Raw genomic sequence first — 18813 nt, forward strand, 5'->3', positions numbered from 1 at the left:
CTATAAGAGAGATAAATATGAAGATTAATTATGATATTGCAGAGTTAAAAAAGTACTTTGATACAGCAGCAACTTTTAGCTCATCACAAAAAGGAGTTACTAGATTATTTTGTAGTAAAGAGCATAAGCAAATTATCCCTGTTATAGATGGCTGGATGCAAGAAGCAGGTTTTGAAACTCATTTAGATGCTTTGGGAAATGTTGTTGGCAGAAAGCAAGGTAAAAAAACCTCTAAAACCTTAATTATAGGATCTCATCAAGATAGTGTTATTGAAGGTGGAAAATATGATGGAATATTAGGTGTACTTTTACCATTATATGTGCTGAAAAAAATGCACGATGCGGGTATTGAGCTTGATTATAGTATTGAGCTCATAGCTTTTGGTGATGAAGAAGGTATTCGCTTTCCAGAGACTTTATTGGGAAGTAAAGCTTTAAATGGAGATGTATCTCTAGATGCCTTAATAAAAGCGACTGATAAAGATGGTATATCAATTTATGATGCTCTTAAATCAATCGGAGCCAATCCAGATGAAATTGCTAAATGTAAGAGAAATAAAGATGATGTTCTTGGTTTTTTTGAAGCACATATTGAGCAAGGTCCAGTTCTTGAACAAAAAGGGCTTCCAGTTGGCGTGGTAACTGCTATCACCGGAATTCAAAGATACGCTGTAAATATCCAAGGCAAGGCAAACCATGCTGGTACAACTCCTATGAATATGAGACAAGATGCTTTGGTTGCTGGTGCAGAGATTATTCGTTTTGCTGATAAGCTATTCAAATCAACAGAGGATTTAGTTGGTGTTGTTGGTGAGTTAAATGTATCTCCTAATGCTGTTAATGTAATTCCTGATCATGTTGATATGACGATTGAAATACGCTCTCCACATAGTAGTTTGAGAAAAGAAGCAATGGAAAAAATTGCTGAATTCTTTAAAAGTGTTGAACAAGAATATAGTGTGAAAATTTCTTATACTAAAAATTATGAGATGGAAGGACCTTTTTGTGATAAGAAAATGCAAGATCAACTTCTTGATGCTATAAAAGAAGAGAGTGAAGCTCCTTTTTCATTGTTTAGTGGTGCTGGTCATGATGGTTTAGCTATGATTAATCTTACTCCTATCTCAATGTTATTCTTGCGTTGTAAAGATGGTTTAAGCCATCATTTTGAAGAAGAGATAGATTATAATGATGCCACTATAGCTGCTAAAGTTATACAGAGATTCTTGCAAAAATTTGATTACTCATAGGAAGTAATACTATGAGTGATAAAGCTAGATTGGAGTCAAAGTGGTATCACAAAATTAGTGACCCAATGGTTATAATATTTATTGTTATAATCCTGGCTTCGATTTTGACATATATTATTCCAGCAGGCGAATTTACAAAAGATGTAGCTAGTGGAGTTACTACAGTTGGTACTAAGTTTTTTCATCGTTTACCTAATCATGGTATTAGTTTATTTGGCGTGTTTGAAGCAATTCCAAAAGGGCTAGAATCAGCTTCGGAATATTTGTTTATAGTATTTATTGCTGGAGGTTTATTTCACCTTCTTGATAAATCACAAGCATTAGAGCATGCCATAGGAACCGCAGTTAAGCATATAGGTTTTAAGAGAAAGACATTGCTAATCTTTTTGGCTACTTATATCTATGGTATTTTTGGAATAGCTGTTGGTTATGAGAATAATATCGCACTAGTGCCTGTAGCTTTGATAATATCAGCAGCTCTTGGTCTTTCAAGAGTTGTTGGTGTATGTATTGCTGTTGGTGGTATAGGCATGGGTTTTGCTCTGTCTCCTATAAATCCATATACTATTGGGGTTGCGCAAAAAATAGCTGATTTACCATTATTTTCAGGAGCTGGTTTACGAACTATTATGGTTTTTGTAGCTTTGACTATATTGGGTTCTTATATAGCAAAATTCATAGCTCCTAAAGAAGAGTGTCAAGAAGGGAAAGCGCTTTTATCTAAAAATATTGAAGATTATCATATGAGCCTAAGAGATATTTTGGTCATACTGGTTTTTGCTTTAGGAATACTTGTTATAGCTGTTTGTTCAATCCTTTCAGGTATAACAAAATCTGATGGGCGATCAGTCTTAGGTATGCCTTGGTATATTAATCAGATTGCTGCGGTATTTTTAATTATATCTATGCTTGTTGCAGTTATTTGTAAATATAACCCTAATCAGTATGTGAAGTTTATGATGGAGGGAGCGTCGAGAGTTACTCCTGGAGCTTTAGTTATTGGTCTGGCTGCAGCTATTCAGGTGATTCTTAAAGAGGGTCAAATAATAGATTCTATTATTTATTACCTAGGTGATATGCTTAGTTATATTCCAGCTTCTGTTTCCGCTATTTTGATGACATTAGTTCAAAGTGTTATAAATTTCTTTATCCCTGGTGGGTCTGGACAGGCTCTGGCTACTATGCCTATCCTAATTCCTGTCGCTGATATGGTAGAAATGAAAAGACAGCTTATGATATTAGCATTCCAAGTTGGAGATGGCTTTACTTATATGATATCTCCAACAGCAGGAGGGACTTTGGCAATGTTAGCTTTAGCTAGGGTATCGTATGTGAAGTGGTTAAGAGCGATTATACCTTTTATTATTTTTATGTACTTCGTATCTTGGATTTTTATATTAATAGCTCACTATATTAATTGGTCATAGCATAAAAAAAGCAAAAATTTTTAAAAACTGCTTGACTAGAGTCTAAAAGTCATTATAATACTCATTATTCCGCTGGAGACAGTGGTTTGAAAAGTCTTATGTCCCGTTCGTCTAGAGGCCTAGGACACCGCCCTTTCACGGCGGCAACAGGGGTTCGAATCCCCTACGGGATGCCAAATTTAAAAAGCCACTTAAAGTGGCTTTTTTTTATGTCGTTAAGGAGTGCTCTCTCTATCTATTTTTATAGAAGTTTTATTGACTTGGTTGAAGAATTATCTTTGTTTGTGTGGGTAGAGCAGTAGTATATGGCTCCATACTTTCAGTTATTACACTGTTTGGCGATACTCTGCAGTGTTTGCCAATAGTTATATCACCTAAGATTTTAGCACCAGCTCCAATTATTACTTCATCTTCAACTGTTGGGTGACGTTTTGTGTATCTCAGCTTTGGATTTCCAGATGAACCAAGAGTTACGCCATGATATAGTGATACATAATTTCCAACTATTGCTGTTTCACCAATTACAATACCCATACCATGATCAATGAAACAGTATGAGCCGATAGTTGCCCCAGGATGTATTTCGATTCCTGTTAGAAATCTAGATATATGAGACAGGAGTCTACCCAAAAATTTTAACTTAAAACGCCATAGTAGATTTGCGGGTCTATGAAGTAATATTGCATGTAATCCAGGATATGCAAATATTGTCTCAAGAATACTTGGAGCAGCAGGATCTTGATCTCGATAGTACTGTATTAGTTTAATCATGGCGCCTCTAAGCGTTGTTGTGGTTTTATTATACTATTATAAAATCGATGTTTTAGCCATCCAAATAGGGTAGAATATCAATTGTTATTTGTATAGAGTATCAAAAGGTTGTGCTATGAATATATCTGACAATTTCAGTGAAACTATTGGTAAAACTCCATTGCTTAGGTTACATAAAATTGAGAGGTTGTTTGACTTAAAAGCTAAGTTGATTGCTAAGTTAGAGTTTTTTAATCCGCTCTCATCTGTAAAGGATAGGGTAGCTCTTAATCTTATCGAAAATGCTGAAAAGGTTGGCGATATAAAGCCTGGTGCTACAACTTTGATAGAGCCAACGTCAGGCAATACTGGGATTGGACTGGCATTTATTGCTGCTGCAAAAGGTTATGATCTAATTATTACTATGCCAGAGACTGTATCGGTTGAAAGACGAAAATTAATACAACACTTTGGAGCCAAGCTTATCTTAACTCCTGCGGCAGAGGGTATGACTGGAGCAATTGCCAAAGCCAATGACTTGTTAAAAGAATTAAAAGATAGTGTTATATTGGGTCAGTTTACTAATCCAGCTAACCCAGAAGCACACAGGGCTTCAACAGCCTTGGAAATCTGGCAAGATACTGATGGTGAGATTGATATTTTAGTTGCAGGTGTAGGCACGGGTGGTACCATTACAGGTGTTGCCGAAGTTCTCAAGCATAAGAAATCTAGTTTTAAGGCAGTGGCTGTGGAACCTACATCTAGTCCTGTTTTATCCGGTGGTAAATCTGGTCCGCATAAAATTCAAGGTATAGGTGCTGGCTTTGTTCCAGAGATTCTAAATACATCTGTGATCGATGATATTGTTACAGTTAGTGATGTGGATGCTTTAGAGTATGCTCGTTTAGTAGCGCGTGAAGAGGGTGTGCCTGCTGGTATCTCATCAGGTGCAGCATTGAAAGCGGCAATTGAAATAGCACAACGTATAGAGAATGAGAATAAATTGATAGTAATTATCTTTGCGTCTAGTGCCGAGAGATACCTATCGACAGCTTTATTTACCGAAGATTAGATAGAGGTTTTTTCATATACGGCAAATGTAAAGTCAAACTCGTTTTTATCATCTTTTTTGAATTGTTTATGGCCTATGCGTTTGTATTTAGATTTGTCCCACTTAGGAAAGAAAGCATCAAGATCACTCATTTCTATGTCGACTTCAGTTATATATAGTCTATCGGCATATTGCAAAAATTCCTTATAAATCTGAGCACCACCAATTACAAAAATCTCATAATGAGGTTTTGATTGCGCGAAGTTTAGAATTTCTTGAACACTGTTAATTATTAAACATTTGTCCTGCTTGTAGTCTTTATCTCTAGTTAGGATGATATTTTTACGGTTAGGGAGTGGGCGACCAATTGATTCAAAGGTTTTTCTTCCCATTACTATATAATTATCCTCAGTTATCTTTTTAAAGTTTTTAAGATCTTCAGAAAGTTTCCAAGCTAATGTATTCTCTTTGCCTATCCCAAGGTTTTTATCATAAGCTACTATTAGTGAAATCATTTTGATGTTGGGTTTTTACAATTATTTTGCAATATTTTAGCATTTTAAATAAATATAAAATACCTTTTGTAATTTATAAATTAAGTGTGATAAAATTTTACGGCTTATATATTATAAGCAGAATGTTTAATTAATAAATCATGTATCTTTTAACCAAAAGTTATGTCAAAGGGTGTCGGTTTCGATATTTGGCGTGACTAAGATACTAGATATAACCCAAATAAGGAAAATCAAAATGTCTTTAATGAAAGAAATGTTATCTGCTGGTGTTCACTTTGGACACAAAAAAGCTTTCTGGAACCCTCAAATGAAAGAATACATCTTCGGTATTAACCATGGTGTACATATTATTAACCTTGAGAAAACAGTTCCTCTTTTCCAAGATGCAGTTAACTTTGTTGGTAAAACTGTAGCTAATGGCGGTAAGGTTCTTTTTGTTGGTACAAAAAGACAAGCACAAGATATCATAGAAGCAGAAGCTAAAAGATGTGGTATGCCATTTGTGAGTCATAGATGGCTAGGTGGTATGTTGACTAACTATAAGACTGTTAGACAATCTATCAAAAGACTTGCTCAGTTAGAAAAGATGAAAGAAGATGGTACTTTAGATTCATTAACTAAGAAAGAAATGCTTCAAAATATCAGAACTATCGAGAAGCTAGAAAAAGTTCTTGGTGGGATCAAAGAGATGGGTGGCTTACCTGATGCTATCGTTGTTATTGATAGTAACAAAGAGCACATCGCTATTCAAGAAGCTCAAAAATTAGGTATCAAAGTTGTATCTATCGTAGATACTAACTCAAACCCTGAAGGTATTGATTACATCATCCCTGGTAATGATGATGCTGTTAAATCAATATCTTTCTATATGGCAAAATTTGCAGATGCTGTTATCGATGCACAAGGTTTAGATAGAGCAGTAGAAGCAAAAGCTGAAGAAACTACAGAAGCATAAGAAACAAACAAGGATAAAACAATGTCAAATATTTCTGCTAAATTAGTGAAAGAACTTAGAGAAAGAACTGGTGCTGGTATGATGGAGTGTAAAAAAGCTCTAGTTGCTGCTGCTGGTGATATTGAAAAAGCTGCTGAAGAAATGAGAATTTCTGGACAGGCGAAAGCTGATAAGAAGGCTTCTCGTGTGGCGGCTGAAGGTGTTATCGAAGTTTATGCTGCTGATGGTAGAGCTGTTCTACTTGAAATCAACTCAGAGACAGATTTTGTTGCTAGAGATGATACTTTCAAAGCATTTGCTCAAAACGCTGTGAAAGCTGCTCATGCTGCAAAAGCTACAACTATCGAAGAGGTTTTAGCTGCTAAAACTGAGTCTGGTGAAACAGTTGAAGAAGCTCGTAAATCTTTAATTGCTAAGATTGGTGAGAATATTCAGGTTCGTAGAGTTAAAACTATCGAAGCTGGTAATTTAGGTGCTTATATTCATGGTGGTAGAATCGGTGTTGTTGCTGCTTTAGAGGGTGGTGACGATGAGCTTGCTAAAGATATCGCTATGCATGTTGCAGCTGCTAATCCTCAGTATGTTAATCCAAGTGATGTTCCAGCGGATGTTGTAGAAAAAGAGCAAGCTATTCAAGTAGAGATTGCTATGCAGTCTGGTAAACCTAAAGAAATCGCTGAAAAGATGGTTGTGGGTCGTATGAAGAAGTTCACTGGTGAAGTTAGCTTAACTGGTCAAGATTTCGTGAAAGATCCTAGCATCAAAGTTGAAAAGCTTGTTAAAGACAAGGGAGCTAAAGTAGTTAGCTTTATTCGTCTAGATGTTGGTGAAGGTATCGAGAAGAAAGAAGAAGACTTCGCGGCAGAGGTGATGAGCCAAATCAAAGGTTAATATATGTCTAATGATTCGTTAGAATGTTCTCAAAATGCTCCAAAGCTTAAGAGGGTCCTTCTTAAGTTAAGTGGAGAATCTTTATCGGCAGATCAAAGTTTTGGTATAAATGTTGAATCTGCTGCCCCTATCATAAATCAAATCAAAACTCTTGTTAACGCGGGTATTGAGCTAGCAATAGTTGTTGGTGGTGGTAATATCTTGCGTGGTGGCAGAGCTAACTTTGGTAATAAAATCAGAAGAGCTACCGCTGATTCTATGGGTATGATTGCTACCATGATCAACGCTTTAGCTTTGCGTGATATGCTTATTAGCGAAGGTGTCGATGCCGAAGCTTTTTCAGCAAAAGGTGTAGATGGTTTGTTAAAGGTGGCTAGTGCACATGAATTCAATCAGGAGCTTGCGAAGGGTAAGGTTTTGATATTTGCTGGTGGTACTGGTAACCCATTTGTGACTACAGATACTACGGCTAGTTTGAGAGCAGTCGAGGTTGGTGCAGATGCTTTGTTGAAAGCCACAACTGTTGATGGTGTGTATGATAAGGATCCTAATAAGCATTCAGATGCTAAGCGCTTTGAAAAAGTAACTTTCTCAGAGGTCGTTAGTAAAGAGTTGAATGTTATGGATTTGGGTGCATTTACTCAATGCAGGGATTTTGGTATTCCAATATATGTTTTTGATTTGACTCAGCCAAATGCTTTGATTGATGCTGTTGCTGATTCAAAACATGGTACGTGGGTTACTTTAGACTAATTGATTTTTAAAAAGGATTGTTTTTATGATAAACGAAATTCTAAAAGATGCTGAAAGCAGAATGACTAAGTCTTTAGAGGTTTTAGCCGATGATTTGGCTAAAATCAGAACGGGTCGTGCTCATCCTGATATTTTGGCTCATGTAACTATAGACTATTATGGCTCTGCCACACCGATTACTCAGGTGGCAAATGTTACAGTGCTTGACGCAAGAACGTTGGGTATTACTCCATGGGAGAAAGGTCTTTCTGGGCAAATTGAGAAGGCTATTATGACTTCTGATCTTGGTCTTAACCCAACTAACCTTGGTGATAGTTTGAGAGTTCCGATGCCTGCTCTTAATGAAGAGCGTAGAAAAGAAATGGTTAAGCTTGTTAAGTCTGAAACAGAAAGTGGTAGAGTTTCTATTAGAAATATTCGTCGTGATGCTAATAGTGACATTAAAGAGCTTCTTAAAGAAAAAGAAATAACTGAAGATGAAGCTAAGAGAGCAGAAGATAATATTCAAAAAATTACAGATAAAATGATTGCTCAAGCTGATGCGTTAGCGGTTAAAAAAGAGCAAGATTTAATGGCTGTCTAATTATTAGATTTCTTAATAAAACTTGTATTTCACTCTATTCTTTCTTATTATTTACGTAGTTTAAATATTTATATAAGTATTTGTCATGACCTTGGCTAAGGAAAATGCTCTTAAGCATGTTGCTATAATTATGGATGGTAATGGGCGTTGGGCTAAAAGTAAGCTAAAGCCAAGAATATTTGGTCATAGAAATTCTATATCTAGTGTAGATGCTTCTATAGAGTATTGTGCTGAGCGTAATATTCAGATGCTGACTCTCTTTGCTTTTGGTCGAGATAATTGGCTTAGGCCTGCTAAAGAAGTTTCTGATTTGATGGATCTTTTCTATAAGACTCTCAAGGATAAGACTCCAAAACTACATAAAAATAATATTGTTCTTAAAGTTATTGGTGATCGATCTAGGTTGCCAGACAAGCTTGTGCGTATGATAGAGTATGGTGAGTCTGTTACAAAAGACAATACTGGGTTGCAGCTTAGGTTGGCAGTTGATTATGCTGGAAGATGGGATATTGTTACTGCTATGAAATCTATCTTTGAAGATGTAAGTAATGGTAAGATGCGTTTGAGTGATGTGACAGAAGAAAATTTTGCTAGTTATACGATCGCTGGCGAGATGCCGGTTGATTTGCTTATTCGTACTAGTGGCGAGGTTAGGTTGAGTGATTTTATGTTGTGGCAGCTGTCGTATGCTGAAATGTATTTTACTGATGTTATGTGGCCTGAGTTTACTAAGTTTGAATTTCAGAAGGCAGAAGAATATTTTAACTCACGCCAGAGAAGATTTGGTAAGAGTGGTGAACAACTTGATAAGAGGGATGTATGAAAGAAAGGATAATAACAGGAGTATTGTTAGTAATTTTTGTTTTTGCGGGGCTTGTGTATGCAAGTGACTATCTTTTTGGTGTTGGTGTCTTTTTGGTTGCAATGCTTTCGGCATATGAGTGGCTAAAGTTCACAAAGATTAGTCAGCAAGAGACGGTTAATTATCTTGTGATATTTATGATAATCTTGTTTGTTGTTTCTGAGTTTTTTGTTTATATTCAGTATGTTTTTCCAATATTTTGGCTGTATGCGATTTATAGGCTTAGTGGTTATGAGCGCCAGAAGTTTGATGCATTGTCTACCAATGAAATGTTGATACTTGGTGTTTTTGCGATTTCGCCATTTGCTGCTTCATTATATGTGTTGCACACCAATTCAATTGCTTGGATATTTATGTTTATTTTGGTTGTGGCTGGGGCTGATAGTGGAGCTTATTTTACAGGTAAAGCAATGGGTAAGCGTAAAATGCTTCCTCGCTTGAGCCCAAATAAAACTATTGAAGGCCTTTTGGGTGGTATGGCTTGTGCGGTAGTTATTGCGGTTATATTTCTTTTATTTATGGATTTGAGCATTTTTGAATATGTATCTATGGTTGTTATTTCGGCTGTAGTTGCTGCTTTGTCAGTGGTTGGAGATGTTTTTGAAAGTATGATGAAACGAATTGCTGGTGTAAAGGATAGTGGTAATATTTTGCCTGGTCATGGTGGTGTGCTTGATAGGTTGGATGGCTATATGCCTGCTCTGCCTATTTTTGTTACATTGGGTTACCTGGCAGGTGTATTTGTTGTGTAGGAGAGCTGTTTTGAATATAGAGCTAAAAATTTTAAATAAAGATATTGTCAAAGAGGTGCCTGAATATGGCACAGAGGGTTCGGCCGCAGTTGATCTTAGAGCTTGCATATCTCAAAAAGAGTTTTTGAATCCTGGCGAGTGTAAACTTGTTGGTACTGGTATTGCAATTAATATCGCAAATTCAGGCTATGCAGCTATGATCTTACCTAGGTCAGGTTTGGGGCACAAGAAAGGTTTGGTATTGGGTAACGGTACAGGCCTTATTGATTCTGATTATCAAGGTGAATTGATGGTTTCTTGTTTTAACCGTTCTCAAGAAGTTATAGAGATAGAGCCTCTGATGAGATTTGCTCAGCTTGTTATTGTTCCCGTGGTTCAAGCAAAGTTTGATGTTGTAGAAGACTTTTCCCAACAGACAGTCAGGGCGGCTGGTGGGTTTGGTCACACTGGAGTTTGATTTATGTTTTTTAATATTCCAAATATTCTAACTTTTGGACGTTTGTTTCTAATACCTTTTATTGTAATTTGTTATTATTTTGACTTTCCTCATCATCATGGTATTACAGCTACTTTATTTTTGCTTGGGGCAGCTACTGACTGGTTGGATGGCTATTTAGCGCGTAAGTGGGAGCAAACAAGTAAATTAGGTGCTTTTTTGGATCCTGTTGCTGATAAGTTGATAGTGGCTACTGCATTATGTCTTTTTATTGAAATGTATCCTTATTGGTGGGCAACAATTCCAGCAATTATTATGATATGTCGAGAGATTTTGGTATCAGCACTGCGTGAGTGGATGGCTGAGCTTGGTCAGCGTAGTGTCGTTAAGGTAGGTGTTTGGGGTAAGATCAAAACAACAGCCCAGATGGCGGCTTTATTTATATTTTTGATTAAGCCTGCGATAGATTTTAGGCACTCTTTGGATTATGCTAGCTTTAATACTTGGTTTATCTTATTAGGTTTTTTAATGCTTTATGTTGCGGTAATTCTTACGGTTTACTCTATGTGTAACTATCTTTATGTTGCGTTTAAGTCTGTTTTTGGCAACTCTGATAAATAATACTTTTTCTTTTCTTTCTTTTGCTTTTTTGTTATTATTTCTGTCTAATGCTATTTTTGCAGGGATCACATCCTTGTCAGGCATTTGAAATCAATTTAAAACAAAACTGATAAAAAACGGAGAATAATAACTAATGGCAACTATTAATCAGTTGGTGAACAACCCTCGCAAGAGATCGGTTGTTAAGTCTAAGGTTCCTGCGTTAAAGGCGTGTCCACAAAGAAGAGGTGTGTGTACTAGGGTGTATACTACAACTCCTAAGAAGCCTAACTCAGCACTTAGAAAAGTAGCTCGTGTAAGATTAACGAGCGGATTTGAGGTAACAAGCTACATTGGTGGTGAAGGTCATAACCTACAAGAGCATAGTGTTGTGCTTATCAGAGGTGGTAGGGTTAAGGATTTACCAGGTGTGCGTTACCACATTGTTAGGGGTGCTTTAGATACTTCAGGTGTTAATAATCGTAAGCACGGTCGTTCAAAGTATGGTACTAAGCGTCCTAAGTCTTAATTTGTGTTTAAAGTTTAACATTTGAAGAAGGTGTAAAAATGTCTAGAAGAAATAGAGCTCCTAAAAGAGATATTCTACCTGATCCTAAGTTTAAGAGTCAGGTTGTTGCTAAGTTTGTGAACCATATTATGCTAGATGGTAAGAAGTCTGTAGCAGAAAAGATTGTGTATGGTGCATTTGATAAAATTAAAGCTAAAGATGCATCCGCTAACGAGGTGGAAGTGTTTGAGAATGCTTTAGAAAGTGTTAGTCCAATGGTGGAAGTTAAGTCTCGTCGCGTTGGTGGTGCTACATATCAGGTTCCTGTAGAGGTTAGACCAGAGCGTCGTCAAACTCTAGGTATGAGATGGATAATTGATGCTGCGCGTAAGAGAAAAGAAAATACTATGGGTGATAGAGTTGCTGCGGAAATTCTAGAGGCTGTAGAAGGTAGAGGTGCTGCTGTCAAGAAGAGAGAAGATACTCATAAGATGGCTGAAGCTAACAAAGCATTTGCTCACTTTAGATGGTAATAGGAGAATAGAAAATGCCTCGTAAAACAGCTTTAGAAAAATATAGAAATATTGGTATCTGCGCTCACGTTGACGCAGGTAAAACAACTACTACAGAGCGTATTCTATTCTATACTGGTCTTTCTCATAAGATTGGTGAGGTGCATGATGGTGCTGCCACTATGGATTGGATGGAGCAAGAGCAAGAAAGAGGTATTACAATTACTTCTGCTGCTACTACAACTTTTTGGTCTGGTATGGATCAGCAGTTTCCAGAGCATCGTATAAATATTATTGACACTCCGGGTCACGTTGACTTTACTATTGAGGTAGAGCGTTCACTACGTGTACTAGATGGTGCGGTAGTTGTCTTCTGTGGTTCATCTGGTGTTGAGCCTCAGTCAGAGACGGTATGGCGTCAAGCTAATAAGTATGGTGTACCAAGAATCGTATTTGTAAATAAAATGGATAGATCTGGTGCTGACTTTGAAAGAGTGTGTGGCCAGATTAGAACGCGTTTAAAAGCAAATGTTGTTCCGGTTCAGTTAAATATTGGTGCTGAAGAAGATTTCAAAGGTGTTGTTGATCTTATGAAGATGAAGGCCATCATGTGGAATGAAGAAGACATGGGTCTAACTTATGATCTTGTTGATATTCCAGCTGAGCTTCAAGATAGAGCTGAAGAACTTCGTATGGAGATGATTGAGGCTGCTGCAGAAGCTTCTGAAGAGCTTATGGAAAAATACCTTGAAGAAGGCGAGCTTTCTGAAGATGAGATTAAACAAGGTCTTCGCACTAGAGTGTTAGCTAACGAAATCGTATTGGCATTCTGTGGATCTGCGTTTAAGAACAAGGGTGTTCAAGCTGTACTTGATGGTGTTATTGAATACTTGCCAGCTCCTAACCAAGTTGCTGCTATCAAATGTGAGACAGAGGATGGTGAGCCAGCTTCTCGTCCTTCATCTGATGAAGAGCCATTTGCAGCTCTTGCGTTTAAGCTTGCTACAGACCCGTTTGTTGGTAACCTAACATTTATACGTGTTTATTCGGGTGTGCTTAAGTCTGGTGATGCTGTATATAACCCTGTAAAAGGTAAAAAAGAGCGTGTTGGTCGTATTGTACAGATGCACTCAAATAAACGTGAAGAGATTAAAGAAGTACGAGCTGGTGATATTGCTGCTTGTATTGGTCTTAAAGATGTTACTACTGGTGATACTCTTTGTGATCTTGATAAGCCAGTAATTTTAGAAAGAATGGAATTCCCTGAGCCAGTAATTTCTGTTGCTGTTGAGCCTAAGACTAAGGCTGACCAAGAGAAGATGTCTATTGCGTTAGGTAAACTAGCTGCGGAAGATCCATCTTTCAGAGTTAAGACAGATGAAGAGTCTGGTCAAACAATTATCTCTGGTATGGGTGAGCTTCATTTAGATATTATTGTTGATCGTATGAAGCGTGAATTCAAGGTTGAGGCAAATGTTGGTAACCCTCAGGTTGCTTACAGAGAAACTATCCGTGGAACTGTGGATCAAGATAGTAAGTTTGTTCGTCAGTCTGGTGGTAGAGGTCAATACGGTCATGTTGTTGTTAAGTTTGAACCATTGGCTGTTGAGACTAACGATGCTGGTGAAGAGAAAACTTTTGAGTTTGTTGACGAGATTGTTGGTGGTGTGGTACCAAAAGAGTATATTAGTTCAGTTGCTAAAGGTATCGAAGAGCAGATGCAAAATGGTGTATTAGCTGGTTATCCTATGATTGGTGTTAAGGCTACATTGTTTGATGGTTCTTACCATGATGTTGACTCATCTGAGATGGCGTTTAAGATTGCTGCTTCAATGGCTCTTAAAGAGGGTGCTAAGAAAGCAAATGCTTGTATACTTGAGCCAATCATGAAGGTTGAGGTTGTGACTCCTGAAGATTATTTAGGTGATGTTATGGGTGACCTTAACAGAAGAAGAGGTATTATCGAAGGGATGGACGAAAACCCAAGCGGAAGAGTTATTAATGCTCTAGTTCCTCTTTCAGAAATGTTTGGTTATGCTACGAATGTGCGTTCTATGAGCCAAGGTAGAGCATCATTCTCTATGGAGTTTAAGAAGTACTCTGAAGTGCCAAATAATATTGCTGATGAAATAATCAAATCACGTAACTCATAATAAAAGGATATAATTAAAATGGCTATAAATAATCAACGTATTAGAATTAGATTAAAAGCCTTTGATCATAAGCTTATCGATATTTCTACTCAAGAAATTGTTGATACAGCTAAGAAAACAGGGGCTCAAGTAAAGGGACCAATCCCTTTACCAGTTCGTAAAGAGAAATTTACAATTCTTATTTCTCCGCACGTAAACAAAAAAGCAAGAGATCAATATGAGATCAGAACTCACAAGAGATTGATTGATATTGTTGAACCTACGGATAAAACTGTAGATGCTCTAATGAAGCTTGATTTGGCATCAGGTGTTGATGTTCAGATCAGTTTAAGCTAATATATACGATACTTTTTTGGAAATTCCAGAAAATAGTATTAGTTAGGTCTCTGCAGTCAATCGTAATTGCAGAGTTAATATAATAATAATAGAGGATATAATAATGTCTTTAGGATTAGTTGGTCGCAAATGTGGTATGACTCGTATATTTACTGAAGATGGTGTTTCTATTCCTGTTACAGTTGTTCAAGTTGAGTCAAACAAGGTTACTCAAGTTAAAACTGCTGAGACGGATGGTTATAATGCTATTCAAGTAACTACTGGTTTTAAAAAGCGTTCTAATGTAAACAAGCCTGCTGCAGGTCATTATGCGAAAGCTGGTGTTGAGCCGGGCAGAGGTTTGTGGGAGTTTGCTATTGATAATGCTTCTGAGTACGAAGTTGGTGCATCTATTGATGCTACTATTTTCGAAGCAGGTCAGAAAGTAGATGTCAGAGGTGTATCTAAAGGTAAGGGTTTTGCAGGTGGTGTTAAGCGTCACAACTTTGCTACTCAAGATGCTACTCATGGTAACTCTCTTTCTCATAGAGTTCATGGTTCTACTGGTCAAAACCAGACTCCAGGTAGAGTATTCAAGAACAAAAAGATGGCTGGACACTTAGGTAGCGAAAACGTTACTATTCAGTCACTTGAGGTTGTGAGAGTGGACGCGGAAAATGGTTTATTACTTTTGAAAGGTGGTATTCCAGGTTCAGTTGGTGGAGATATTATCGTTACTCCAGCTGTTAAAAGTTAGTAGATAAATATTAATTATACCGGAGAGTTGTTGTGGACTTAAATATAAAATCTTTAGCTGGTGCAGAGGCTGGTGTAGTGGGTGTTGCAGATGGTATATTTGCAGCTGACTATAATGAAGCCCTAATTCATCAGGTTGTTGTTGCTTATATGGCAGGCGCTCGTCAAGGTACTAAAGCTCAGAAGACTAGATCAGAAGTATCTGGTGGTGGAGCTAAGCCTTGGAGACAGAAAGGTACAGGTAGAGCGAGAGCGGGTACGATCCGTTCACCTATTTTCAGAAAGGGTGGTGTTACATTTGCAGCTAAGCCTAAGAGCTATAAGCAAAAAGTAAATCGTAAAATGTATTCAGGTGCTGTTAAATCAATACTATCTGAATTGGTTAGATCTGACAGAATGACTGTTGTTGAGCAGTTGAAGTTAGATACTCCTAAGACAAAAGAATTCAAGACAATTGTTGATTCTTTAGGTGTTAAAGATGTTCTTTTTGTTGTTGGTGTGGAAGAGTTTAATGAAAATTTATACTTATCTTCTAGAAACCTTAAGAATGTTGCAGTATGTGATTCTGTGGAAATTAATCCAGTTTCTTTAGTTTGCTTTGAGAATGTTGTATTCACTAAGCAAGCTATTAAAGAAGTAGAGGAGAAACTAGTATGAGTTCTCAAGAAAAATTATTAAAGACAGTTGTTAGACCTCACGTTTCTGATAAGACTTATGGTCTTTCAGATGCTAACTCTACTATAGTGTTCGAAGTAGCAAGAACTGCGACTAAGCAAGATGTGAAAAGTGCTGTAGAGAAGCTTTTTGAGGTTAAAGTTGAATCTGTGAATATCCTTAATGTTAAAGGTAAAGCTCGTAGATTTGGTCGTGTTGAGGGTAGAACAAAGGCTTGGAAAAAGGCTTATGTAAAGCTTGCTGAAGGACATGACATCAGTTTTGTTGGTGCAGAGTAACTTAGAGAAGGTTTGTAATCATGATTGAAATAAAAAAAGCTAAACCTACTTCACCTGGCCGTCGCCACGTAGTGAGCGTAAAGAATACAGAATTACACACAGGTAAGCCGTTTAAGGGTTTGGTAGAAGCTAAGAAGAGTAAGGCTGGTAGAAACAATACTGGTAGAATTACAGTTCGTCATCAAGGTGGCGGACATAAGCAGCATTACCGTGTTGTGGACTTTAAAAGAAACAAAGATAATATCGTAGCTAAGGTTGAGAGAATCGAGTACGATCCTAACCGTAGCGCAAATATTGCTTTAGTACTTTATGCTGATGGTGAAAGAAGATATATCATCGCTCCTAAAGGTTTAAAGAAAGATATGTCGATAGTTTCTGGTGAAAAAGTAGATGTTGCTGTAGGTAACTGTATGCCATTGAGAAATATCCCTCTTGGTACAGTTATTCATAATATCGAAATGAAGCCTATGAAAGGTGCGCAAATGATCAGAAGTGCTGGTACTTTCGCTCAGTTGGTTGGTAAAGATAATGCTTATGCAATTATTCGTTTAAGATCAGGTGAGATGAGAAGAGTGCTTCTTGATTGTAGAGCTGTTATTGGTGTGGTATCAAATTCTGAGCACAACTTAAAATCTTTAGGTAAGGCTGGTGCGAAGCGCTGGAGAGGCGTAAGACCTACTGTAAGAGGTGTTGCGATGAACCCAGTAGATCACCCGCATGGTGGTGGTGAAGGTCGTACTTCAGGTGGTAGACATCCTGTGTCTCCATGGGGTGTGCCTACTAAAGGTTATAAGACGCGTAAAAATAAGCGTTCTAATAAGTTGATTGTTCAAAAACGTAAGTAATTAGGGAGAAGGTTGTGCCTCGTTCATTAAAAAAAGGACCTTTTGTAGATCATCATCTTTTAAAGAAGGTTTTTGAAGCGCAAGAAAGTAATTCTAAAAAGCCAATCAAAACATGGTCGAGAAGATCATTGATTGTGCCGGATATGATAGGTTTAACTATAGCTGTACATAACGGTCAACAGCATGTGCCAGTTCTTATGACTGAAGAGATGGTAGGTCATAAGTTAGGTGAGTTTGCTGTAACTCGTAACTACCGTGGTCATGCAGCTGATAAAAAAGCTAAGAAGAAATAGTTGGGGTTATACACATGGAAGTACAAGCTAAATTAAAAAATGCTAGAATCTCAGCTCAAAAGGCAAGACTAGTAGCAGACCAAGTCAGGGGCTTACCTGTAGAGCAAGCTATTAATCTTTTGACTTTTAGTAATAAGAAAGCAGCAGTGCTAATTAAAGATGTTTTAAATTCAGCTATCGCTAATGCAGAGCATAATGATGGTATGGATGTTGACTCATTGTTTGTTTCAACTGTATTTGTAGATGAGGGTCCTACTATGAAGCGTTTTGAAGCTAGAGCAAAAGGTCGTGGAAATCGTATTTTAAAAAGAACTTCGCATATCACTGTGAAAGTTGCTGAGAAAAATTAAGAGGTGTAGTAAAAATGGGTCAAAAAGTAAATCCTAATGGAATTCGATTAGGCATAGTAAAAGAGCATAATTCAACGTGGTATGCTGACTCTTCTGACTACGCTACTAAGCTTAATGAAGATATTAAGGTTAGAGAGTTTTTGCATAAAAAACTTGCATCAGCAGCAGTTAGTAAGATTCAAATTGAGAGACCTGCTCAAAATGCTAAAATCACAATACATACAGCAAGACCTGGTATCGTGATTGGTAAGAAGGGCGAAGATGTTGAAAAATTACGTTCTGATGTTAATAAGTTAATGGGTATACCTGTTCAGATTAATATTGAAGAAGTGCGTAAGCCAGAGATTGATGCTAAATTAGTTGCTGATAGTGTAGCTCAGCAATTAGAAAAAAGAGTAATGTTCAGAAGAGCTATGAAAAAGGCTATGCAAGCTGCTATGAAATCAGGTGCTAAAGGTATCAAGATTATGGTTAGTGGTCGTTTAGGCGGTGCTGAGATTGCTCGTTCTGAGTGGGCTAGAGATGGTAGAGTTCCTCTACAAACTTTTAGAGCGGATGTAGACTATTCTACAGCTCAAGCGTTGACGACTTATGGTATCATAGGTGTTAAAGTTTGGATCTATAAGGGTGAAGTTCTTCCTGGTCAATTGAATCAGAAAAATAATAAAAAAGGAGCTAAATAATGCTACAGCCTAAGCGTACAAAGTTTCGTAAACAGCAGAAGATGCGTAATAGAGGCTTGGCTCACAGAGGTAATAAAGTAAGCTTTGGTGAGTTTGGTCTACAGGCGACATCTAGAGGTAGGGTTACTGCTAGACAAATAGAAGCAGGAAGAAGAGCTATTACTCGTCATATTAAGCGTGGTGGTAAAGTTTGGATTAGAATCTTCCCAGATAAGCCAATTACACAAAAACCTCTTGAAGTTCGTATGGGTAAAGGTAAGGGTTCTGTTGAATATTGGGTTGCTCAAATTCAGCCGGGTCGTGTACTATATGAGATCACTGGTGTAAAAGAAGAATTAGCGCGTGAAGCTTTTGCTAGAGCAGCTGCTAAAATGCCAGTGCAGACAACTTTTGTTGAAAAGCAGGTGATGTAATGAAAAGAAAAGATACTTTAAAAGATTATAGAGGTAAAAGTATTGACCAATTGCAAGAAGCGAAAATAGAGTTATTGCAACAGTTATTTTCTCTTCGTATGCAGAAGGGTACAGGGCAATTAAAAAAGAATCACTTGTTTAAAAGTGCAAAAAGAGATATTGCTCGTATAAATACAATAATATCAGAAAAGAATAAATAGGTGCCTT

26 protein-coding genes and 1 tRNA gene are annotated in these 18813 nt (G+C 37.3%); 25 read left to right on the forward strand and 2 right to left on the reverse strand.

Annotation, left to right across the window (positions count from 1 at the left end; translation table 11 throughout):
• Positions 1 to 17: 17 nt before the first annotated feature.
• The 3 genes from FQ699_RS06895 (at position 18) to FQ699_RS06905 (ending at position 2853) form a co-directional block, all read left to right on the forward strand.
• Positions 18 to 1250 (forward strand): M20 family metallo-hydrolase, encoded by a 1233-nt coding sequence (locus FQ699_RS06895; protein WP_146421716.1) that lies wholly within the window; start codon positions 18 to 20, stop codon positions 1248 to 1250.
• Between the two features lie 11 nt (positions 1251 to 1261).
• Positions 1262 to 2677, forward strand: a complete 1416-nt coding sequence (locus tag FQ699_RS06900; RefSeq protein WP_146421717.1) for a YfcC family protein — start codon at positions 1262 to 1264, stop codon at positions 2675 to 2677.
• A gap of 100 nt (positions 2678 to 2777) precedes the next feature.
• Positions 2778 to 2853: transfer RNA gene (locus FQ699_RS06905), tRNA-Glu, on the forward strand.
• A 76-nt stretch (positions 2854 to 2929) separates the two neighbouring features.
• On the opposite strand, the gene epsC is transcribed toward FQ699_RS06905, so the two are convergent.
• Positions 2930 to 3448: a serine O-acetyltransferase EpsC gene (epsC, locus tag FQ699_RS06910; RefSeq protein WP_146421718.1), complete on the reverse strand. Its 519-nt coding sequence runs from the start codon at positions 3446 to 3448 to the stop codon at positions 2930 to 2932.
• Positions 3449 to 3563: 115 nt separating this feature from the next.
• Here epsC and cysK point away from each other — a divergent pair, with 115 nt between their 5' ends.
• Positions 3564 to 4499 carry a cysteine synthase A gene (cysK, locus tag FQ699_RS06915; protein WP_146421719.1) on the forward strand — a complete coding sequence of 312 codons (936 nt, stop codon included), beginning with the start codon at positions 3564 to 3566 and terminating at the stop codon, positions 4497 to 4499.
• Here the strand turns inward: cysK and FQ699_RS06920 are convergent.
• Positions 4496 to 4993 carry a dihydrofolate reductase gene (locus FQ699_RS06920; RefSeq protein WP_146421720.1) on the reverse strand — a complete coding sequence of 166 codons (498 nt, stop codon included), beginning with the start codon at positions 4991 to 4993 and terminating at the stop codon, positions 4496 to 4498. The genes cysK and FQ699_RS06920 overlap by 4 nt on opposite strands.
• Positions 4994 to 5228: 235 nt before the next feature.
• Between FQ699_RS06920 and rpsB the strand changes: the two genes are divergently transcribed.
• The 21 genes from rpsB to rpmC all read left to right on the forward strand — a co-directional run bounded on the left by rpsB (position 5229) and on the right by rpmC (position 18806).
• Complete coding sequence (gene rpsB, locus FQ699_RS06925) at positions 5229 to 5948, forward strand: 30S ribosomal protein S2 (RefSeq protein ID WP_013922008.1); 720 nt, start codon at positions 5229 to 5231, stop codon at positions 5946 to 5948.
• Between the two features lie 21 nt (positions 5949 to 5969).
• Positions 5970 to 6839 carry a translation elongation factor Ts gene (gene tsf, locus FQ699_RS06930; RefSeq protein WP_013922009.1) on the forward strand — a complete coding sequence of 290 codons (870 nt, stop codon included), beginning with the start codon at positions 5970 to 5972 and terminating at the stop codon, positions 6837 to 6839.
• Between the two features lie 3 nt (positions 6840 to 6842).
• On the forward strand, positions 6843 to 7592 hold the full coding sequence (gene pyrH / locus FQ699_RS06935; protein WP_146421721.1) for a UMP kinase: 750 nt from the start codon (positions 6843 to 6845) through the stop codon (positions 7590 to 7592).
• Between the two features lie 25 nt (positions 7593 to 7617).
• On the forward strand, positions 7618 to 8175 hold the full coding sequence (gene frr / locus FQ699_RS06940; RefSeq protein ID WP_013922011.1) for a ribosome recycling factor: 558 nt from the start codon (positions 7618 to 7620) through the stop codon (positions 8173 to 8175).
• An 85-nt stretch (positions 8176 to 8260) separates the two neighbouring features.
• Positions 8261 to 8998, forward strand: a complete 738-nt coding sequence (gene uppS / locus FQ699_RS06945) for a polyprenyl diphosphate synthase (protein ID WP_013922012.1) — start codon at positions 8261 to 8263, stop codon at positions 8996 to 8998.
• A complete protein-coding gene (locus tag FQ699_RS06950; RefSeq protein ID WP_146421722.1) occupies positions 8995 to 9789 on the forward strand; it encodes a phosphatidate cytidylyltransferase in 795 nt (264 codons plus the stop codon). Before uppS ends, FQ699_RS06950 begins: the two co-directional genes overlap by 4 nt.
• A gap of 10 nt (positions 9790 to 9799) precedes the next feature.
• Positions 9800 to 10246: a dUTP diphosphatase gene (dut, locus tag FQ699_RS06955; RefSeq protein WP_146421723.1), complete on the forward strand. Its 447-nt coding sequence runs from the start codon at positions 9800 to 9802 to the stop codon at positions 10244 to 10246.
• Positions 10247 to 10249: 3 nt separating this feature from the next.
• Positions 10250 to 10846: a CDP-diacylglycerol--glycerol-3-phosphate 3-phosphatidyltransferase gene (gene pgsA, locus FQ699_RS06960; protein ID WP_013922015.1), complete on the forward strand. Its 597-nt coding sequence runs from the start codon at positions 10250 to 10252 to the stop codon at positions 10844 to 10846.
• A gap of 133 nt (positions 10847 to 10979) precedes the next feature.
• On the forward strand, positions 10980 to 11354 hold the full coding sequence (rpsL, locus tag FQ699_RS06965; RefSeq protein ID WP_003035357.1) for a 30S ribosomal protein S12: 375 nt from the start codon (positions 10980 to 10982) through the stop codon (positions 11352 to 11354).
• A gap of 38 nt (positions 11355 to 11392) precedes the next feature.
• The gene (gene rpsG / locus FQ699_RS06970) at positions 11393 to 11866 is read left to right on the forward strand and encodes a 30S ribosomal protein S7 (protein WP_013922016.1); all 474 of its coding nucleotides are present in this window, start codon (positions 11393 to 11395) and stop codon (positions 11864 to 11866) included.
• A gap of 14 nt (positions 11867 to 11880) precedes the next feature.
• Positions 11881 to 13998: an elongation factor G gene (gene fusA / locus FQ699_RS06975; protein ID WP_013922017.1), complete on the forward strand. Its 2118-nt coding sequence runs from the start codon at positions 11881 to 11883 to the stop codon at positions 13996 to 13998.
• 18 nt (positions 13999 to 14016) lie between these two features.
• Entirely contained in the window at positions 14017 to 14334 is a 318-nt protein-coding gene (gene rpsJ / locus FQ699_RS06980) for a 30S ribosomal protein S10 (RefSeq protein ID WP_004286618.1), read from the forward strand.
• Positions 14335 to 14437: 103 nt separating this feature from the next.
• Positions 14438 to 15070 carry a 50S ribosomal protein L3 gene (gene rplC, locus FQ699_RS06985; protein WP_013922018.1) on the forward strand — a complete coding sequence of 211 codons (633 nt, stop codon included), beginning with the start codon at positions 14438 to 14440 and terminating at the stop codon, positions 15068 to 15070.
• 32 nt (positions 15071 to 15102) lie between these two features.
• Positions 15103 to 15726 carry a 50S ribosomal protein L4 gene (gene rplD / locus FQ699_RS06990; RefSeq protein ID WP_146421724.1) on the forward strand — a complete coding sequence of 208 codons (624 nt, stop codon included), beginning with the start codon at positions 15103 to 15105 and terminating at the stop codon, positions 15724 to 15726.
• On the forward strand, positions 15723 to 16022 hold the full coding sequence (rplW, locus tag FQ699_RS06995) for a 50S ribosomal protein L23 (protein WP_146421725.1): 300 nt from the start codon (positions 15723 to 15725) through the stop codon (positions 16020 to 16022). The genes rplD and rplW overlap by 4 nt, the downstream gene beginning before the upstream one ends.
• Before the next feature lie 20 nt (positions 16023 to 16042).
• Positions 16043 to 16867, forward strand: coding sequence for a 50S ribosomal protein L2 (rplB, locus tag FQ699_RS07000; protein ID WP_013922021.1), 825 nt, complete (start codon positions 16043 to 16045; stop codon positions 16865 to 16867).
• A 14-nt stretch (positions 16868 to 16881) separates the two neighbouring features.
• The gene (gene rpsS, locus FQ699_RS07005) at positions 16882 to 17160 is read left to right on the forward strand and encodes a 30S ribosomal protein S19 (RefSeq protein WP_004286613.1); all 279 of its coding nucleotides are present in this window, start codon (positions 16882 to 16884) and stop codon (positions 17158 to 17160) included.
• Positions 17161 to 17174: 14 nt separating this feature from the next.
• Positions 17175 to 17510 carry a 50S ribosomal protein L22 gene (gene rplV, locus FQ699_RS07010; RefSeq protein WP_013922022.1) on the forward strand — a complete coding sequence of 112 codons (336 nt, stop codon included), beginning with the start codon at positions 17175 to 17177 and terminating at the stop codon, positions 17508 to 17510.
• A 14-nt stretch (positions 17511 to 17524) separates the two neighbouring features.
• Complete coding sequence (gene rpsC, locus FQ699_RS07015; protein ID WP_013922023.1) at positions 17525 to 18193, forward strand: 30S ribosomal protein S3; 669 nt, start codon at positions 17525 to 17527, stop codon at positions 18191 to 18193.
• Positions 18193 to 18606 (forward strand): 50S ribosomal protein L16, encoded by a 414-nt coding sequence (gene rplP / locus FQ699_RS07020; RefSeq protein WP_013922024.1) that lies wholly within the window; start codon positions 18193 to 18195, stop codon positions 18604 to 18606. The genes rpsC and rplP overlap by 1 nt, the downstream gene beginning before the upstream one ends.
• Entirely contained in the window at positions 18606 to 18806 is a 201-nt protein-coding gene (rpmC, locus tag FQ699_RS07025) for a 50S ribosomal protein L29 (protein ID WP_003017801.1), read from the forward strand. The genes rplP and rpmC overlap by 1 nt, the downstream gene beginning before the upstream one ends.
• The last annotated feature ends 7 nt before the right edge of the window (positions 18807 to 18813 follow it).

The sequence above is a fragment of the Francisella salimarina genome (assembly GCF_007923265.1).
Classification (GTDB): domain Bacteria; phylum Pseudomonadota; class Gammaproteobacteria; order Francisellales; family Francisellaceae; genus Francisella; species Francisella salimarina.

Bases quoted from the DNA above. Each gene is read 5' to 3' on its own strand.
- FQ699_RS06895 (WP_146421716.1), top strand. From the start codon at position 18: ATGAAGATTAATTATGATATTGCAGAGTTAAAAAAGTACTTTGATACA.
- FQ699_RS06900 (WP_146421717.1), top strand. From the start codon at position 1,262: ATGAGTGATAAAGCTAGATTGGAGTCAAAGTGGTATCACAAAATTAGT.
- epsC (WP_146421718.1), bottom strand. From the start codon at position 3,448: ATGATTAAACTAATACAGTACTATCGAGATCAAGATCCTGCTGCTCCA.
- cysK (WP_146421719.1), top strand. From the start codon at position 3,564: ATGAATATATCTGACAATTTCAGTGAAACTATTGGTAAAACTCCATTG.
- FQ699_RS06920 (WP_146421720.1), bottom strand. From the start codon at position 4,993: ATGATTTCACTAATAGTAGCTTATGATAAAAACCTTGGGATAGGCAAA.
- rpsB (WP_013922008.1), top strand. From the start codon at position 5,229: ATGTCTTTAATGAAAGAAATGTTATCTGCTGGTGTTCACTTTGGACAC.
- tsf (WP_013922009.1), top strand. From the start codon at position 5,970: ATGTCAAATATTTCTGCTAAATTAGTGAAAGAACTTAGAGAAAGAACT.
- pyrH (WP_146421721.1), top strand. From the start codon at position 6,843: ATGTCTAATGATTCGTTAGAATGTTCTCAAAATGCTCCAAAGCTTAAG.
- frr (WP_013922011.1), top strand. From the start codon at position 7,618: ATGATAAACGAAATTCTAAAAGATGCTGAAAGCAGAATGACTAAGTCT.
- uppS (WP_013922012.1), top strand. From the start codon at position 8,261: ATGACCTTGGCTAAGGAAAATGCTCTTAAGCATGTTGCTATAATTATG.
- FQ699_RS06950 (WP_146421722.1), top strand. From the start codon at position 8,995: ATGAAAGAAAGGATAATAACAGGAGTATTGTTAGTAATTTTTGTTTTT.
- pgsA (WP_013922015.1), top strand. From the start codon at position 10,250: ATGTTTTTTAATATTCCAAATATTCTAACTTTTGGACGTTTGTTTCTA.
- rpsL (WP_003035357.1), top strand. From the start codon at position 10,980: ATGGCAACTATTAATCAGTTGGTGAACAACCCTCGCAAGAGATCGGTT.
- rpsG (WP_013922016.1), top strand. From the start codon at position 11,393: ATGTCTAGAAGAAATAGAGCTCCTAAAAGAGATATTCTACCTGATCCT.
- fusA (WP_013922017.1), top strand. From the start codon at position 11,881: ATGCCTCGTAAAACAGCTTTAGAAAAATATAGAAATATTGGTATCTGC.
- rpsJ (WP_004286618.1), top strand. From the start codon at position 14,017: ATGGCTATAAATAATCAACGTATTAGAATTAGATTAAAAGCCTTTGAT.
- rplC (WP_013922018.1), top strand. From the start codon at position 14,438: ATGTCTTTAGGATTAGTTGGTCGCAAATGTGGTATGACTCGTATATTT.
- rplW (WP_146421725.1), top strand. From the start codon at position 15,723: ATGAGTTCTCAAGAAAAATTATTAAAGACAGTTGTTAGACCTCACGTT.
- rplB (WP_013922021.1), top strand. From the start codon at position 16,043: ATGATTGAAATAAAAAAAGCTAAACCTACTTCACCTGGCCGTCGCCAC.
- rplV (WP_013922022.1), top strand. From the start codon at position 17,175: ATGGAAGTACAAGCTAAATTAAAAAATGCTAGAATCTCAGCTCAAAAG.
- rpsC (WP_013922023.1), top strand. From the start codon at position 17,525: ATGGGTCAAAAAGTAAATCCTAATGGAATTCGATTAGGCATAGTAAAA.
- rplP (WP_013922024.1), top strand. From the start codon at position 18,193: ATGCTACAGCCTAAGCGTACAAAGTTTCGTAAACAGCAGAAGATGCGT.
- rpmC (WP_003017801.1), top strand. From the start codon at position 18,606: ATGAAAAGAAAAGATACTTTAAAAGATTATAGAGGTAAAAGTATTGAC.